The sequence below is a fragment of the Guptibacillus spartinae genome, assembly GCF_028610625.1.
Taxonomy (GTDB): domain Bacteria; phylum Bacillota; class Bacilli; order Bacillales; family Guptibacillaceae; genus Guptibacillus; species Guptibacillus spartinae.
The window spans coordinates 152,283-168,398 of sequence record NZ_JAQQWU010000003.1 but is presented as its reverse complement, the minus strand read 5'-3'; the positions used below and the strand labels follow the sequence as shown (position 1 = coordinate 168,398).

The window sequence follows — 16,116 nt, the reverse complement described above, 5'->3', positions numbered from 1 at the left end:
CCTCACCCTTATGCGTTCACTTCACCGAGAACGCCATTCGTCGCGGACATGGCGATAATCACTAATCCCCACATCTGTTTGTAGGCTGTCATGTAGTCATCACACGTAAAACGGATCGATTTTGGACCGGTTTTTTCTACTGTTGGAATCGTTGTCGTCATCAATGCCTGCTGCGGCCCTTTGAATTCAATGTCAAACGTGATTGGACTTTCCACGAGATATGGTTTTATGTTGCTCGCTTTTCGCACTGCCGCTTCTGCATTCTCCTTGATCAACTTTCGTGCTCGGGCTGGCGGGATAAGCTCTGCTGCAAAGCGATCAACCCCTGTTTTCACAACTGCTGCTTCAATGTCCGGGAAAGTCTCTTTCACCTCCGCTACATACGCATCGTCGCCTGAAACAAATATGGGTGGCACATGGAATGATCCTGCTGCCCCTGCATTCATTTCGGTTTCGCCGACGACTTTTCCGTTGATCCGCATTTCACCTACGCAAATCCCAGCCAGAGTATGACTAATAACGGCGCGATCGGATCCTGCTTCTCGCCCGTGATGACCAACGAACATGATGCCATCGAACGTTTCATCTAACCCCTGGAGCTGACACATCACCCGGTTATTCCCTGACACAAGCCTTGCCCGTTCGTCAAGCTCCTCCACTAGAATGTTCGACATATTCCCATGGCCATCTGCCACCACGACCTCAGTTGCACCACCCTTAAATGCCCCTTCAATTGCCGCATTTACATCCAGCGTCATGAGTCTCCGAAATCGCTGATACTCATCATTCTTTTTCAACTGCACATTTGTAGCGACTCCTGAAATGCCCTCCATGTCTGCAGAAATGAAAATCTTCATTTGCCCACTCTCCCTTTTAGTAGTTGAAGCGTTAAACTTTAACGAAATATTCCGACCAATTATGCTATAAAAAAAGCGCGAACGCTTTTTTTTACAGAAATTCAAATGTATTCTTAAACACATCCATCTGCACCATCACATTCGTTGAAGTAACGTTAGGAATGGCATGAATTTGTTTCACTGTTTCGTTGATTTCTTCATAATCACGCACATTTATTTGGGCCAAAAGCGGATACTCACCAGAAATCGTTGTAATGAATCGAACGACATGGATTTTCTGTAACTCCTGAATAACGTGATCCATCTCTTGGGGCACCACTTTCAACTGCACGATCGCGCCCATCTTAATGCCTAACGTAATTGGATTAACCACTCCAACTACCTCGATCACATCGTTCTCAATCATATTGTTATACCTGGTTCTAACCGTCTTTTCCGTTACTTCTAGTTTGCTTGCCATTTCAGTGAATGACATCCTCCCATTTTTCGACAGAAACTTAATGATGTTACGATCTAACTCATCAATAAAGACCCCACCTGGCTGTTTCAAATTGATTCCGCCTTTCAGTAATGTTTCGATAAATCAATTATGTATTTAGACCTATATCTATATTTTCTAGTCTATTTACAATACTATTTTAATCGTTTAGTATTAAAAATAGTAATTTAAAGAACAGTATAAATTTTCAGTCATCTTTTTGCAACACTTTCGTGAGAATTCATCCCATTATTGGAAAGGAGTTTTTCAAATGAAATTATTTAAAAACGCTACAATCGTTGTTGGAACAGGCGAAGTACTTAAAAATGCAAACCTTTTAATTGCGGGAAAAAACATTCGACAAATTGGTCATTTCTCCGATGAGCACATTGAAGCAGAAACAATTGATGTCAAAGGCGCGGTCATTAGTCCTGGTCTAATTGATGTACATACTCACCTCGGGGTACATGAAGAAGGGATTGGAGCAGAAGGCCATGATTTTAATGAAACGAGTAGCCCAATCACCCCTGAAGTTCGTGCGCTCGATGGTATTAATCCTGCTGATCAGGGTTTCCAGGATGCTCGTAAAGCTGGGGTTACTACGGTACAAGTTTTACCAGGTAGCGCAAACGTCATCGGTGGGGAAATGGTCACTTTGAAGACAGAAGGAAAAATCGTCGATCAGATGATCTTACGTGCACCGTCAGGAATGAAAGCAGCATTTGGCGAGAATCCCAAACGCCTTCATGGCCAAAAGGGTAAAGCACCGATTACGAGGATGGCCATTGCTTCGATGTTTCGTCAGGAGTTAAGGCGTGCGAAACAATATATGGAGAAAATCGATAACGAAGAAATAGTAGAAGATAATCTCGGGCTTGAAAATCTCGTGAAAATATTACGAAAAGAAATCCCTATTCGCGCTCACGCTCATCGTGCCGACGACATCGTAACGTTCCTACGACTGGCAAAAGAGTTTGATATTGACATCACGATTGAACATTGTACGGAAGGTCATCAAATTCCTGAATACGTCGCTGCTTCAGGTGCCCCAGCCGCTGTTGGCCCAACTCTCTCAACAAGAAGCAAAATCGAGCTTGCTGACAAAGGCTGGCACACACCAGGGATTCTTTCAAAAGCGGGCGTTTCTGTTTCCATTACAACAGACCACCCAGTCGTCGGTATCGAAAACCTCCTTCAAAGCGCTGTCCTCGCCGTAAAACATGGAATGGAAGAAACTGATGCATGGAAAGCCATTACGATCAATGCAGCAAAACACCTCGGTGTCGAGGACCACGTTGGATCTCTTGAAGAAGGAAAAGACGCCGACTTCGTAATGTGGGACGGTGACCCTTTTGATATGAGAACTCGCTTATCTGCAACGTATATTAATGGAGAGCTCGTCTATCAAAATCCAGAGTTAAGTTAAAACTTCCAAAGACCCCCGTGCATATCATGGCGTGGGGGTCTTTTCTCGAAATAAACGAACATACATTCCTGTTTACGCTCTATTTCTCTGAACATCCGCTCACTTTCATACCAAAACCACATCGGTTTTAGGTGATATATCTCAAAATGATATTTGAATGATCTCATTATGAGATATATAATGGAATTAACAAATTGAAAGCGGTTACCAAAATCGAATCGCCGCTTAAAATACCAGGGAGGATTTACAATGAGCCAGCAAGCACGAAACCAATTTATTGATCTTTTGTGCGACAAAACGACGATGAACAGAGACGATGTTCTTAAAATGTCTGATGCGGAAGTAGAATATTTTCACTGGCTCTACTTTGATGATTCACCAGCGGACTTGATGTAAGACCAATAGAAAAAAGCGTCCGGAGCAAGAACAATCTTGCTCCGGACGCTTTTTGTTTATCCAATTGAATGTTAGCTGCTCTTACTTCAATTTCTGAATCGGCATATGCTCTTTCATACCAGTATACAAACCAATCAAACCATGTTTGGGAGAATCATAGCTTAAAAGGTGGTAATCTACAAAGTTCACGTATTTCATAGCTCCGGTCGTTTTCGTTGAGATCGCGTAACGGATGGGACGCTCATAAGGAAAACACCTCACTTTCCTCATAAAAGGAAAGTCTTGATATAAAATAGTAAGCGTCCGAACCACTCTCGTCCATGTCTTATGTCGCCTGGAATCAAGCCTTAATTGTAAAAAATCAACCTGGTCATTACCCACATAAAGGATTTGCATCAGATCCAAATAACATTTGATTGAATCCAGATTATGACGCCATGCATGTAGGCACATCATATAAAAAGTATGATAGAAAGAGAGTTCATAAACATAGTCATATCCATTCACAGGAGTGGCTTCTTCCCAGAGTTCTGCGATATCTAGATTTGATGTATCCTCTTTGACGATATTCCAATGAATTTCAACAGAAAGCGGAACCAAAGATCCGGGTAACTCTTTGCTTAAACTACAATGAAAATGTCCAGGTAAGGCTTCCTCTTCAAGATCAAACCCCAATTCCTTAATACAATCTATTGCTTGATGAATGGTCGAACCATTGACCAATAGATCAATATCAGATGTCGGCCGCGCACCTGATTCGCCGAAATACCTCTCTGCAAAAAACACCCCTTTTAATGGAATGACTTCAATCCTTAACTTGTCTAGGGCTCGAACGATCTCTTCTGTCTGATGCTTGATAAAGAGATTCCTGAAAAGGGTTTGAGTATAAGCTTCTTTTAAGTACTTTTGAAAAGTAGAAGGTGTTTGATTTAAAAGACTTCGATCTTTTAAGAGCGTATAAAGTTGTGGAGCAATAGAAGGTAACTGCTCACACATCATGACTTTTTCATAACATTTTTCGTCTTTCGGCAAATTAGTTTTATAATCATAAATCGACTGTAGAAGTTCAATCACCAATGTAAAAATCACCCTTTCACGTGCTAGGATATAGCAGTTTTCTCTTCAGAAAAGTGATGGCCATTAAGTTTTTGATAGAGTGGACAACTTCGAAGCAATTGCTCATGCGTTCCACTGTGAACTACCCTTCCATCATCCATTACAATAATGAGATCAGCATTTTGAACAGTAGAAAGACGGTGCGCGATCACAATCGTTGTTTTTCCTTCCATTAATTGATCAAGAGCTTCTTTTACAAATTGTTCTGTTTCGTTATCTAAGGCTGAAGTAGCTTCATCCAACAAAAGAATTGGTGAATTTTTCAAAATAGCCCTCGCAATCGAAATTCTCTGCTTCTGACCTCCTGACAGCTTGACTCCCCTCTCCCCTATTTCTGTATCATAGCCATCAGGTAAAGAACAAATAAACTCATGAATACTGGCATGACGTGCTGCTTGGACCATTTCAATTTCTGTTATGCCTGGCCGAGCAACCTGAAGGTTGTGTTTAATCGTACCTCCAAATAGAAACGTTTCCTGAGGAACGTGCGCGATCATACTTCGGAGTTCAGAGAGCGAATAGCTATCGATCGACTGATTATCGATCCGTATCTCTCCACCTTGTGATCGATAAAATCCCTGTAACAAATTGAACAATGTCGTCTTACCAGCACCACTTGGTCCAACAAGGGCGACGACCTTTCCAGCTGGAATAGCAAGGTTAAACTTTTGAAAAATCGTTTTATGATCATCGTATTGAAACGTTATATTCTTAAATTGAATAGAGCTTAAAACATCTCTTCTTTGATTGATAGGAGATGACAATTCGTCTGAGTCTGGAGGTTGGTCTAGAACATTGAATACTCGTTCTAATGCTGAAACAGATCGTTGAAATCCAGCCCATTGGCCGGCAAGTCCTGTTAAGGGATAAACGAGGTGGTTTACAAGATTGATAAACATGATGAGGGCACCTACTGTCATTACAGAAGTAGATACATAATAGGCACCGATACAGAGACTCAGCATAAAAGATAATGAACTAACCAATTGACCTCCAGCGTAATACCATCCCTGAAGCTTCGCATTTTCCACTTCAAGCCTATAAAGATTCTTGTTTTCTAACTCATACTTAGAATAAATCGATTTCTCAAGTGTAAATGCACGAATAACTTGAAAACCATGAAATGTCTCATTTTGAAGTGTACTAATCCGCCCAACTAAACGATGAATCTTACTGCCATTCTTCCGTAACAAAAGTCCAAAAAACATGCCACCAAGAAGCGCAACAGGGGCGATTAATAAACTGATCAGTGAAAGTGTCCAATTGATTTGAATAAGGAAAATGAAAACAGCAATATAAATGAGGGGCAGTCGAATCAGATTGATGAGGTTGTACCCAATGACACCATCGATATTATGAACATCATTACTAAAATGAGACAAAAGCTCACCAGAATGCATACTAGAAGCACTTGATGGAGGCAATCTTAAAATATGATGAAACAAATGGTTTTTCACATCCCGTTTCACCGCGTTCGTTGCAGCCGTTTCAAAATAAATATCTAGGAAAGAAGACACAATACTAATGAGAATTAACCCGCCCCCCAGTGGGACAAGCCATCGCATTTTTTCAAAATCACCCTGTAAAGCCGCATCCGTGATATTCCCAAAAAACCAGGCAAAGGCAATGGTTAATGAAATATCTAGGACCATCAAAGTAAATAAAATGAAATAGGCCATCTTATGCTTTATAATAAATGGCTTTAGCATCCTATACGTTCTTCGAAAGTCTTTCAGGGTAAAATACTGTTTAAGTAGGCGTTCTACTTTCATTAAAAAGGTAGTCTTCATCTTCTTCACTCCAAAAAGCTAATGGGGTCACTTACTCTTCTTGTTTAAGTACTGACGTAGAACGCCTGAAAGAAATGGAAAAGACAGAATCACCCAGCGCCAGACGACAGCTGGAAAATGGTCGACGTCGAGAAGGAACTTCTTTTTCTTTACGTGAACAAGCTTCCCAATAACAGCTGATTCTACAACAGGGATATCCACGCCTAGATTGGTATCACCTTTAAACGTATAATACCGTTCACCATTCTGCCATGCCGTTCGAATCAAACGGTGCCCGACCAATTGACCAGATGAGGTATAAAAAAGGGCAATGTCACCTTTATTCAATAAGGAAGGCTGACACTCGGTAAATAGGCATGGATCATCTTCCTGAATAATAGGGAACATGCTGTTTCCCTTGGCAGGAATTTCAATACTCCCGTTCTCCTGCACAAGCTGCTTCAACACTGAAAAGGTTTCCTGATTAACTAACATGATGGACTAATTCACAATGAACAAGATCCATGATAAACTCTTCAATTTCTCCCTCGTTCGGTTGGCCATCCTCAGGAAATTCTTTATGAATTGCCTTCAGGATCGATTCGATCGTTTGCTCTTCATGTAACAACCTCCAACAAAATCCGCCTACCTCATTCAATTTCGTAACCGTGTAGTTATCTGTATTCAACACCACGTATTCATCATCAAGCTGGGTAACATCATAATTTTTATTTTGAACATAACGTTTCATTAAGAAATCAACTCCCAGAAAGAATTATTCTTTTGAAAATGAAGATTGTAGACTGGAACAGTTTCAACGAGCTGTTGCAACATATGGAGGATTCTCCTAGTTTCCTCATCACTATGCTCCCAATAAAAAACTTTATCGATCAGGTGAATGAACGCATCTGATTTGGATATGCTCTCTTTCCGATTTTGAAGAGATTGATGTAAAAGCTGTATACTAGCTAATGGTGCCGATGCGAGATCACTCGAATCTAATTCACTGTTAAACGGTGAATTATAGACGGTCACTTCCTGATCTGTGACCTTAAGAATAGAAGCTTCATCAGAAAGGAGTTCTCTTGGATGTGAGAGCTTCGCAGCAGTTGATTTACCGGCCCCTGATTGACCTGAAAAAATATGTGCCCTACCGTTTTCGATAACACATGAGGAATGAACGAGTAGTCCCCAGTTGTGATAGTTGATGAAAGAACTGTAAAGATTCATAAATGCATGTTTCAGAGCCAGTTCGTCGTGCACATATAGGGTAGCCTCTTTGTATTCTGGATCGACTTCGATTAAGTAGTCGGAGCGACGGTAGGTTATTTTAGTAGGTTCTTTGGTGATTTGGACGTTGTAGTCGGTGAAAGGAGTACTAAATTCATGAATAATAGTAATCTCTAAATCGATTTGTTTAGTTACATTCCTGAACTGAACTTCATTCTTTAAAAAGAACACCTTTTCAGATTCATATACCATCTTAATAACATGATCTCCAATTTTAATAAAGTTGGTGGCCATATTGATCTTCCTATCTTTAAATGTGTGTTAGCGACTCTTTGCTAACACACATTCCTTAATAAAATCTACTTTTTACCTTTTCCTTTACCTGGCGTACCTGCACCACCTGGAGGGTTGGGATTTCCTGGTGGGAAATTAACTCCCCCGTTCCCAGTACCTGGATGATCTCGATTTCCTTTTCCAGGGTTCCAACTTTGAGCTGTTTCAAATCGAATTGACTGATAAGTTAACACTTTTGGTTTCGCACTACCTTCTAGTGACATTTTCATAGGACACCCCTTTGTTCAATATAATGAACAGCATTTTTCATCTCAGTCTGGGGAGTTAGATTCAATCCCTTTTCTGATTAATTTGATTATATTACAAATGTTGTTCTTTTTAAAGAACAACATTCCGTTTTTATTATAATATTATGACTAAATCATAATAAACCCGAATTTACTTCTTATTACTGAGAGTAAGGACATTTATCTCTGGAGGATTAAATAACCGAAAGTTAATAAACGAGATGGCATCACTACTCCCAAGCCCGGCGCTAACATACTGTTTTGTATCTGCATACTCCCAGAGTCCCTTCACCCTGTTTTGGGGTGGTAAGAGTCCGCCTTTTTCATACCATGGCTCTGGTACAAACAATGCACCTACAAAAGGAAGGCGGACTTGTCCCCCGTGATAATGCCCGGCAATAATAAGGTCGTAGTCTCTAAACATATAGCTTTTCTGGTTGTTAATATAATCAATCTTAGCATCAATGACCGGATAATGATTTAGCGCAATCAGCACATCCGAATTATCTTGTGTGTTGAATTCACTCACTTCATCAACAAGCTTCTTTTCGTACTCACGATACTCTGGTAGAATGGCGAATTCAGGTCGAACCCTTCCATTATAGTCTTGTGTTTGGGATTCAGGAGTCATGAGCGACAACTCAAAATTTACAAAAGAGAGTTTAGCTTCATTGCGTGAAATTGATTGAGCAGACTCAAGGAGCTTTACACCTTTCTTCTCCATACCAGTAACAAACTCATTTTTCACAAATCTTCCATCTGAATTTAACTCGTAAATTTCTGGATCAGTATTTCCAGGGGTGAAAAATGCATATTTCTTGTTGTTAATGCCATCAAGTAACGTATAAAAAGAATTGTAATTTTTACTATCTACATCATTCAAAAGATCGCCAGTAAAAACAATCGCATCGAAATCAACTGAGTTAATAGCATTAAGCAGTTTTTCTTGATTGTTCCCAAACTCTCTCTCATGAAGGTCAGATATTTGAAGAATTTTAAACCCTTCAAATTCTTCAGGAAGGTCTTTTACTACAATATCTTCTTCAACTGTTATAACTCTGGAATTGTCCCATATGACATAACCATTAAAGAAAAGAAAAAGAGTAAGTAATAAACTTAAAAAAATCCATCTACGCTTTTTCAATGAGAACCGCCACCAATCAACGTTCAATTATTAGGTTGCCTTCACCTGATTATGAAGGAGTTGACTAAACACATTTCGCTTCTCATTAGCCAGTTGATTAAATCCGCCTTTTTGGATGACTTTCCCCTCATCAAGGACAATCACTTGATCAGCGTTGCGAATGGTTGATAATCGATGCGCAATAACGATGATTGTCATCTTCCCTTTCAATCGCTCGAGCGCTTCTTGTATGTTTGATTCATTCTCCGTATCAAGCGCGCTAGTGGCCTCATCTAAAACTAGAATTTGGGGCTTTCTTAAAATAGCTCGCGCGAGAACTAGTCTTTGCCGTTCCCCACCAGACAGCTTAATCCCCCTATCGCCTATTAAAGTATCAAGACCATCTGGTAGTCTCTTCACAAATTCAGCTGCAGAAGAGAATTCTAGTGCCTCCCACAAATCATCATCACTGGATTCAGGAGCAACTAATACAAGGTTCTCCCGTATGGAAGTATTGAAAAGAAAGGGGTCCTGCGCCACATAACTAATCGAACGCCTGAGTGAGAGAAGATGTTCGCTTTTTAAAAGAACACCGTCAATGAGAACTTCACCTTTTTGTGGTTGATTCAATCCCATAAGTAAATCGATCAATGTGCTTTTCCCAGCTCCAGACCTTCCAACAAATGCAGTCATCTGATTAGAAGGAATGCTGAGATTTACATTTGATAGAGCATAAGAACCTTCCTCGTTATAACGAAAAAAAACATTCCGACATTCGATTTGTTGGTTAAATTCTATTGATTTTATTTTACTTTCTTTTATATCAAATTCGCTTGCTTGATCGCATTCATGTTGCAGAGCCTTCACTGCCTTAAATGAAGGAAGAGTTGTTGCGATTTGTTCCATAGATGCTTGAATACCTGCAACCCTTGGCCATAGTCTTGAGAAAATAACAATGATTAAGGTGAGTTGACCAACCTGCGCATTAAACAGGTTAATAGCCATATAAATAAAAAGCGCAATTAAAATAGTAGAAGCAGCTTTGTAATATAATTGCGACGTTGTTTTCAATCTCGTATACTCAATTTGTTCATTTTGCATTTTTTCGGTTATACCACTAAACCAGTTCATTCTGGACTTTTCAAGCGTATTGCTTTTGATGTCTTTTATTCCATTGATCTGGTCTGTAATCCCTGCCATGTAAATTCTAGCATGTTCGTAGTTGCGTTTTCCAAGTGCAAGAGAATGCTTAAGAAATTTTCGGTTGAAAAAGAGCAGAACAAAACCACAAAGAATGACAAAACTAGTTATTGTCGGTGCTAAAAGGAAAGCAAGGACAATTTGGATAGAAGTAATTATGAGTGAGGATAAAAATTGGAGTAGTGAGTTTGTTCCAACACATGCTCTAGCCACTTCAGATAATAAAATATTAATGAGATCAGATTTTCTCTTCTTAACAAAAAATCCCCAATTGGACTGAAGCACTCTCCTATATGTTTCTAACCTGATATGCTTCAGAAAACCTTGATTGATAATTGTATTTTGAATAGTAATATGACGTTGAACGATATGCTGACTAATAGCAATCACAATAAAGAATCCAAGTATTAGAGGTAAACTCAGATTATTGGGAAGTACTTCAAGAAAATGAAAAAATGTTGAAAATGGTATATCATTAACATCAATTTTAACAATTCCAGTCATACCTATTAATGGAATTAACAAGAGAATCCCTACACCCTCAAGTAAGCCAATTAACATCATTGCAATTAAATTAAAGTAAAGTATTTTTCCTGAGAATAAATGAATTTGCTTCAAAAAGTAAATGATATTACTCACATTGCTGTCCCCCTTTGGGGTAATGATGACCTTAACTTTCTCCACCCCCATAAAAATGGTCGTAATGGGTAATAAAGAAAATATAAAAACTTTGGTAGTGGAAGTGTTATTGCATCTTCGGGATATGGATGTAAAAAACTCAGTAGAAATAAAACTTTATGTCGCAAAGACATTAAGGAGTACAAGTGTTTTTTATGATATTTAGCCATATATTCAGGAACAGGAACCGTGTGTAGATTCACCATGTTTTCATAATAAAATACCGCTTGATTTGCAACTCTTTCTGAATGTGCTTTAAAATAATTAAACTCTTTGGGGATTTTTGCACCCAAAAGCCCTGAAGCTAAAAGAATACTTTGTTCACCTGTTGTAACGTAATGAAATTCCTTTAATAAATGCTTAACTTTAACCCAATTAACCGGGCATTCTAAAAGCTTTTTAATATCAATTAACCACCTTAACCTTGACCAACCATGCCTCGCCCCATGAGAAGCAAGAAATAAAAACATATCTTCTTTTCCTAACAAATAGACAGGCGTAACAGTTAAAGGACTTTTTCTTCTCCTTTCCCATAATTCTGCAAAACGTGGTTCTTTGCCAGGACCCGGATTCATTCTCCAATGAACTTCTACTTTTGTTCTTTTCTTTGAATGAAAAAAAGTCACATGATGATGTCGCCATTTCCATTCACTAAATACCGTTTCAATATAATCATCCTTTTCATATCCTTCACTTACCAATAATTCTTCCACCCTAGATAAATCATTAATTGAAATAAGAAGATCCAAATCACTTGAAGTTCGACGTGACACATCTCCATATAAATCTTGGGCAAGAACGGGTCCTTTTAAAAAGATAGATTTAATGTTCTTTTTTAAGAACACCTTACTTAGTGTATCCAACTCTGCACTCAAATGAAGCATTTGAAACGTGTTTCTCTTATAATCATTTGCTAATTGATCAATTACAAAAGGAGGAATGATATTTTCGTTGACATCTTTTAACTTAACATATATTAATGGATATACACGGTGATGTCTGGCTTGTTTTAAAAATAGATGCCAATCTATTCCTAATAATAGGTCAGATTCCCCCCGCAATTCTTCTTCTATTTTGTCTGAATTTACTATTCTGAGTAATAACTTTAATTCCTTTGGGATATTGTCCAGAGCAAGATAATTAAATTTCTCCATAGCTTGTCCCTTCTGTTTTGTAAGATTACACCCTTTTAGCAAACTGACTTACTACCGTAAATCTGTCCATTCCTTCTGCACCAGTAACATAATAAGACCCACTGCGTAACCAGGCATGTGCAATTAAAGTTCCACATTCATCTTTTGCTGTTCCAAGATACAAAGTGCTTTCAATTCCACGCTTTTCAAGCATTCTCATAGCTGCGATCGCTTTGACCAGACATTGGCTTTCCCAGAAAGTATATCTACTAACAATGTCTATTACTTGTGAGATCACTCGTATAGTTTTTTGATGTAACTCTTTCGTTTCATAATCAGTCTCATCCATTTTCACCCCTAAAGTAGGTGCTACTTTGGAAAATGAAGCACTTTTATCCAATCTAGCTTTTCCTAAATAGAAATATGCCTCAAGTATCAGACTCCTTGTTTGTCTATTAAATGAGAGATAGGTTTTTAGCTTTCTCATTAAATACACTATTCCCTTCAAGTAAAATAAGAGGGCAAGTTGTTAATCTACCTTTACTAAACCTTCGTCGAGTAACTTCCCCAGAAAATACTGAACATCGGCTTCGCATACATCTCGCCCTACATTGAACTCTTCCATTAAGTTTGTTATTAGTGTATTAAGTCTTATTGGTTTAGAAAGTCGACTCCAGATTTCACCACCTACTTCGCCTAAATTGTAATACTTACCGTTTTCAATACTAAGAATTACTTTTTCACCATCCATATCGCTTGCTATATTTCCTGGCACCTGACTAACTAATTGAGTAGGATTGATTAAACTGTTTTTAAGCATGTAAAGGCTCCTCCTTATTGATTTGATATAAAATTTGATCTGCCAAATCAGCTGCTGTAAAACAATTAGGTGGACGTCTAAGTTGATATAGAAAAGTATTAGTTGCTAATTCTGATATTACCTTGAAATGCCATTCCAACTTCTCAGATCTAGAAATGAGTTGATTGCGATAGGTATGAGTAGAAAGGATTTGTAACTTGTTTAATTTAGTAATCTTGGCTATTTCTATTCCATCCTGTACTGACTTAACTAATTCAAAAACACCACCCAGGGGTAACGAGGTATTACAGAATTGATTTTTTAATGGAACTGAAAATTTCTCTTCCCTATCAAAGAGTGGGCGATATTTACTTGAATCCATCCCGAATTGTCTCAAACTTTCAATCCACAACTTTTGTTGAGGATAACTTGGAACAACAGTAGGTTTGCCTTCAGAAGTAATAATGACAGGAATAATATCATCAGTTAGTAAATCATACCCCCTCTTCATAAATTCAGAAGCCAATGTTGATTTACCTGCACCTGAGTCGCCGACTATAGCATATGCCTTTCCAGCAATCGATATTGCACTTCCATGTAAAGGCAATACCTCTCTTTGAATCAGTAATATCCCCATACAAGTTCCTAATATATAGAGCTTAACCTTATCTTGGTCAGATTCTTTGAACGGGGAAACCAATATTTCATTTCCATCCTTAACACAGAAAACAGCAGTGTCTTTAACCTGAAATAAAGTTTGATTCTTTTTCACATTGAATTTCCCAATTTCTCCTTCTTCTCTCCAAACCGTAGATAAATCTTCAATTCTTATATCTATATCCGCTAGAAGCAAGTTATCTTCATTAATTAAAAAACTTAATTCTTTAAAATAGTAATCACTTCTAATAATAAATCCAAATGCTTTAAATAAAAATTTTTCTGTATCCATTTAGCTCACTCCAAATTTTATTTACAAGAAAGCCCTTATATGAAGTTATAAGGGCCAAGATACTAATTAAGTATTTAACTATAATGGACAGCTTCATCAACATCTGGCTGGACTGCATCTGGAGTTTTAATTCCAGGTCCCGCCATTGTCATTTCAACCTTAAGTACTTCAAGCTCAGGCTTCAACCATGCTTTTTTCATTTCCCCACCCCCTTTCAGTTGAATTTTTTTATAAATCGATAAAAAATGAGACTGCGCATTAATATTCGAAATTTCATCTCATAGACATCTTCTGGTTTTGGTTCAAACTTTAAGGAACGTATTGCCTCTTTAATAATTTCAATATTCAGATATTCTTTCGCAAGGGAATCTCTACACATATTTTCTAATTCTGCGATAAACTCCCTCCAAACAGGCATCATCCGATGTAGCCCATCTGCCCCTTGGATTCCTCTTGTACGTTGATTCAGTCTTACTTCATCTGGAAGGATGTTTTTCATTGATCTTCTGATAAGTGACCTAGATAGCCCTTCATTAACAAACTGTTCTTCTGGAACTGATAAACAAAACCTTGCAACTCTCAAATCATTTGTAGGATCACGATCCCATAAAGAATAACGTAGTGATAATTTAGAGCCATAGGTCCCCGTAATATTCCAATAAAATAAATCTTGAAATTGTTTCTTTTTAATATCGTAAACATTATCGTTTGAATTCCCGTTCAAATCAATTCCGTAATCTCTTAATTTATCAAAAGAATTTAACTTATTCTCAAATTCTGGATTAATCATCTGTATAAATTGACTTGGTTGTTTCTTCAAGGAAGACATAGAAAATATCTTCCTTCTAACTATAGAAAATATACGAGATTTACTAACTCCTATATTCTCACTGTACAGGGATATTTCATTATACAATTTCATTAATTGCATTTTTTTTAATAGTCGAGCCTGGTATTCAAGGGCTGGCCCCCAAGAAATCGTCCAATTACCTCTTTGTCCATTTAGCAAAACGCCTATGTTTTGAGAGTGTGCTTCTTCAAAAATTCCTTTTAGCCAAAAAGTGTTCTCAAAGAACTTATACGGCATCTCCAATACATCTAACCAATCATCGATATCAAAAAAAGGAGTTTTCCCTTCAAGATCTAAATAGTTATCATTTATGTTGCCTACATAGTTAACTGTAGCCTTTATTAAAGGTCTTTCATCAGCTAATCGATTTTTAGGTGTCCAATCAACAAAATCTTTAGCAGGTATATAACTAAAGGTATGTAATTGTTTGTTCTCTCGCTTTAGCGAGTTTGCTGCAATTCCTACAACTGAACCAGAATCCAATCCGCCACTAAGATGTGCACCTACTTTACGGTGTGTGCGAAGTCTCGATGTAACTGCACGTTCGAATACTTCCTTTAAAGCTTCCTCGTATTCTTCATTTGATTTTAATTTTAGTTTTTCACCTTCTATCAAAGTATTGTATCTTGTAAGCTTTAATTGACCGTGGGATATTGAAATACTATGAGAAGGAGGCAGTTGATTTATATCCTCAAATACAGTAGAAGTGGTATCAATGGATTCAAAATTCCATGGAATACTGAGAAAATCACCCAACCATTCTTCTCTTAAATTAGGCTTGATATAGGGTAATTGAAATAATGGTTTATTAATTGAACAAAAAGCGAACTTTTGATCACTGTAATAATAGTAGAGTGTTCTACTACCAGAAAAATCCCTTGCCCCAAAAAACTCCTGCTGCCTTTCATCCCAGATCATAAACGCAAAATCACCAATTAAGAATTTCGGGGTATTTTCACCCCATTTTATATAAGCTAGTAAAATTAATTGATTATCAGTCATAGTTTTTCTATCACCATGATCTATTTGCAACATATCAAATAGTTCACTTCTATTATCAATAATGGCATCTGACGTAATGACCAATTGTTTTTCATAATCATAAAATGGTTGCTGCTCATTTATCGATTCTGGTGTGATCCATTGAGCATGACACCCGAGGAAAACATTTTCCTTGAGCCAAAACTGGGAATCATCGCAAGGAAACTCTTTAAGAGAACCCATTACATTATTGACAACATCTGTAGTTATAGGCTTCTTATTAACATGATAGATCCCTGTGATTGCACTCATAATGATTCTCCTCAATTCTATATGTTCTAAATCAAAATTACTTGCTTCATCTAATGAAGAACGCCAAACTTTTTCTTAATAAAATATAGTATCGTTCTATATATAGAACGATACTATATTTTATTAAGAAAAGCAATATAAATTCCTCTAATAATCTAAGTAAATATCACTAAAATTTTCAATAAGTACAAGCATTTTAAACATAAATACATATGTTAATTAAGAAACGTAAGTTATT

At 37.7% G+C, this 16,116-nt stretch carries 18 protein-coding genes; 2 read left to right on the top strand and 16 right to left on the bottom strand.

What is annotated here, in order from left to right; all coding sequences use genetic code 11:
- Window positions 1–8: 8 nt before the first annotated feature.
- Together PQ511_RS07535 and PQ511_RS07530 are read right to left on the bottom strand one after the other, a co-directional pair.
- A complete protein-coding gene (locus PQ511_RS07535) occupies window positions 9–857 on the bottom strand; it encodes a M55 family metallopeptidase (RefSeq protein ID WP_273851292.1) in 849 nt (282 codons plus the stop codon).
- Window positions 858–948: 91 nt separating this feature from the next.
- On the bottom strand, window positions 949–1,407 hold the full coding sequence (locus tag PQ511_RS07530) for an Lrp/AsnC family transcriptional regulator (protein ID WP_273851291.1): 459 nt from the start codon (window positions 1,405–1,407) through the stop codon (window positions 949–951).
- Between the two features lie 199 nt (window positions 1,408–1,606).
- Here PQ511_RS07530 and PQ511_RS07525 point away from each other — a divergent pair, with 199 nt between their 5' ends.
- A complete protein-coding gene (locus tag PQ511_RS07525) occupies window positions 1,607–2,761 on the top strand; it encodes an amidohydrolase (RefSeq protein ID WP_273851290.1) in 1,155 nt (384 codons plus the stop codon).
- A gap of 249 nt (window positions 2,762–3,010) precedes the next feature.
- Complete coding sequence (locus PQ511_RS07520; protein ID WP_273851289.1) at window positions 3,011–3,157, top strand: BH0509 family protein; 147 nt, start codon at window positions 3,011–3,013, stop codon at window positions 3,155–3,157.
- Window positions 3,158–3,238: 81 nt separating this feature from the next.
- Here PQ511_RS07520 and PQ511_RS07515 read toward each other — a convergent pair whose 3' ends face one another.
- The 14 genes from PQ511_RS07515 to PQ511_RS07450 all read right to left on the bottom strand — a co-directional run bounded on the left by PQ511_RS07515 (window position 3,239) and on the right by PQ511_RS07450 (window position 15,878).
- Window positions 3,239–4,231, bottom strand: a complete 993-nt coding sequence (locus PQ511_RS07515) for a nucleotidyltransferase family protein (protein ID WP_273851549.1) — start codon at window positions 4,229–4,231, stop codon at window positions 3,239–3,241.
- A gap of 26 nt (window positions 4,232–4,257) precedes the next feature.
- Window positions 4,258–6,063 (bottom strand): ABC transporter ATP-binding protein, encoded by a 1,806-nt coding sequence (locus PQ511_RS07510; RefSeq protein WP_273851288.1) that lies wholly within the window; start codon window positions 6,061–6,063, stop codon window positions 4,258–4,260.
- 27 nt (window positions 6,064–6,090) lie between these two features.
- The gene (locus PQ511_RS07505) at window positions 6,091–6,510 is read right to left on the bottom strand and encodes a S24/S26 family peptidase (protein ID WP_273851287.1); all 420 of its coding nucleotides are present in this window, start codon (window positions 6,508–6,510) and stop codon (window positions 6,091–6,093) included.
- 16 nt (window positions 6,511–6,526) lie between these two features.
- The gene (locus PQ511_RS07500; protein ID WP_273851286.1) at window positions 6,527–6,793 is read right to left on the bottom strand and encodes a PqqD family protein; all 267 of its coding nucleotides are present in this window, start codon (window positions 6,791–6,793) and stop codon (window positions 6,527–6,529) included.
- On the bottom strand, window positions 6,793–7,566 hold the full coding sequence (locus PQ511_RS07495) for a hypothetical protein (RefSeq protein ID WP_273851285.1): 774 nt from the start codon (window positions 7,564–7,566) through the stop codon (window positions 6,793–6,795). Before PQ511_RS07495 ends, PQ511_RS07500 begins: the two co-directional genes overlap by 1 nt.
- A gap of 65 nt (window positions 7,567–7,631) precedes the next feature.
- Complete coding sequence (locus PQ511_RS07490) at window positions 7,632–7,835, bottom strand: hypothetical protein (RefSeq protein ID WP_273851284.1); 204 nt, start codon at window positions 7,833–7,835, stop codon at window positions 7,632–7,634.
- A gap of 169 nt (window positions 7,836–8,004) precedes the next feature.
- On the bottom strand, window positions 8,005–8,997 hold the full coding sequence (locus tag PQ511_RS07485) for a metallophosphoesterase (RefSeq protein ID WP_273851283.1): 993 nt from the start codon (window positions 8,995–8,997) through the stop codon (window positions 8,005–8,007).
- A 30-nt stretch (window positions 8,998–9,027) separates the two neighbouring features.
- The gene (locus PQ511_RS07480; RefSeq protein ID WP_273851282.1) at window positions 9,028–10,815 is read right to left on the bottom strand and encodes an ABC transporter ATP-binding protein; all 1,788 of its coding nucleotides are present in this window, start codon (window positions 10,813–10,815) and stop codon (window positions 9,028–9,030) included.
- The gene (locus PQ511_RS07475; protein ID WP_273851281.1) at window positions 10,812–12,008 is read right to left on the bottom strand and encodes a nucleotidyltransferase domain-containing protein; all 1,197 of its coding nucleotides are present in this window, start codon (window positions 12,006–12,008) and stop codon (window positions 10,812–10,814) included. The genes PQ511_RS07480 and PQ511_RS07475 overlap by 4 nt, the downstream gene beginning before the upstream one ends.
- Window positions 12,009–12,033: 25 nt before the next feature.
- Window positions 12,034–12,483: a lasso peptide biosynthesis B2 protein gene (locus PQ511_RS07470; RefSeq protein ID WP_273851280.1), complete on the bottom strand. Its 450-nt coding sequence runs from the start codon at window positions 12,481–12,483 to the stop codon at window positions 12,034–12,036.
- A 33-nt stretch (window positions 12,484–12,516) separates the two neighbouring features.
- Window positions 12,517–12,807, bottom strand: a complete 291-nt coding sequence (locus PQ511_RS07465; RefSeq protein WP_273851279.1) for a lasso peptide biosynthesis PqqD family chaperone — start codon at window positions 12,805–12,807, stop codon at window positions 12,517–12,519.
- Window positions 12,800–13,735 carry a phosphoenolpyruvate carboxykinase (ATP) gene (locus PQ511_RS07460; RefSeq protein ID WP_273851278.1) on the bottom strand — a complete coding sequence of 312 codons (936 nt, stop codon included), beginning with the start codon at window positions 13,733–13,735 and terminating at the stop codon, window positions 12,800–12,802. Before PQ511_RS07460 ends, PQ511_RS07465 begins: the two co-directional genes overlap by 8 nt.
- Window positions 13,736–13,809: 74 nt before the next feature.
- Window positions 13,810–13,935, bottom strand: a complete 126-nt coding sequence (locus PQ511_RS07455; protein ID WP_273851277.1) for a paeninodin family lasso peptide — start codon at window positions 13,933–13,935, stop codon at window positions 13,810–13,812.
- A gap of 14 nt (window positions 13,936–13,949) precedes the next feature.
- Window positions 13,950–15,878, bottom strand: a complete 1,929-nt coding sequence (locus PQ511_RS07450) for an asparagine synthase-related protein (protein WP_273851276.1) — start codon at window positions 15,876–15,878, stop codon at window positions 13,950–13,952.
- Window positions 15,879–16,116: the final 238 nt, after the last annotated feature.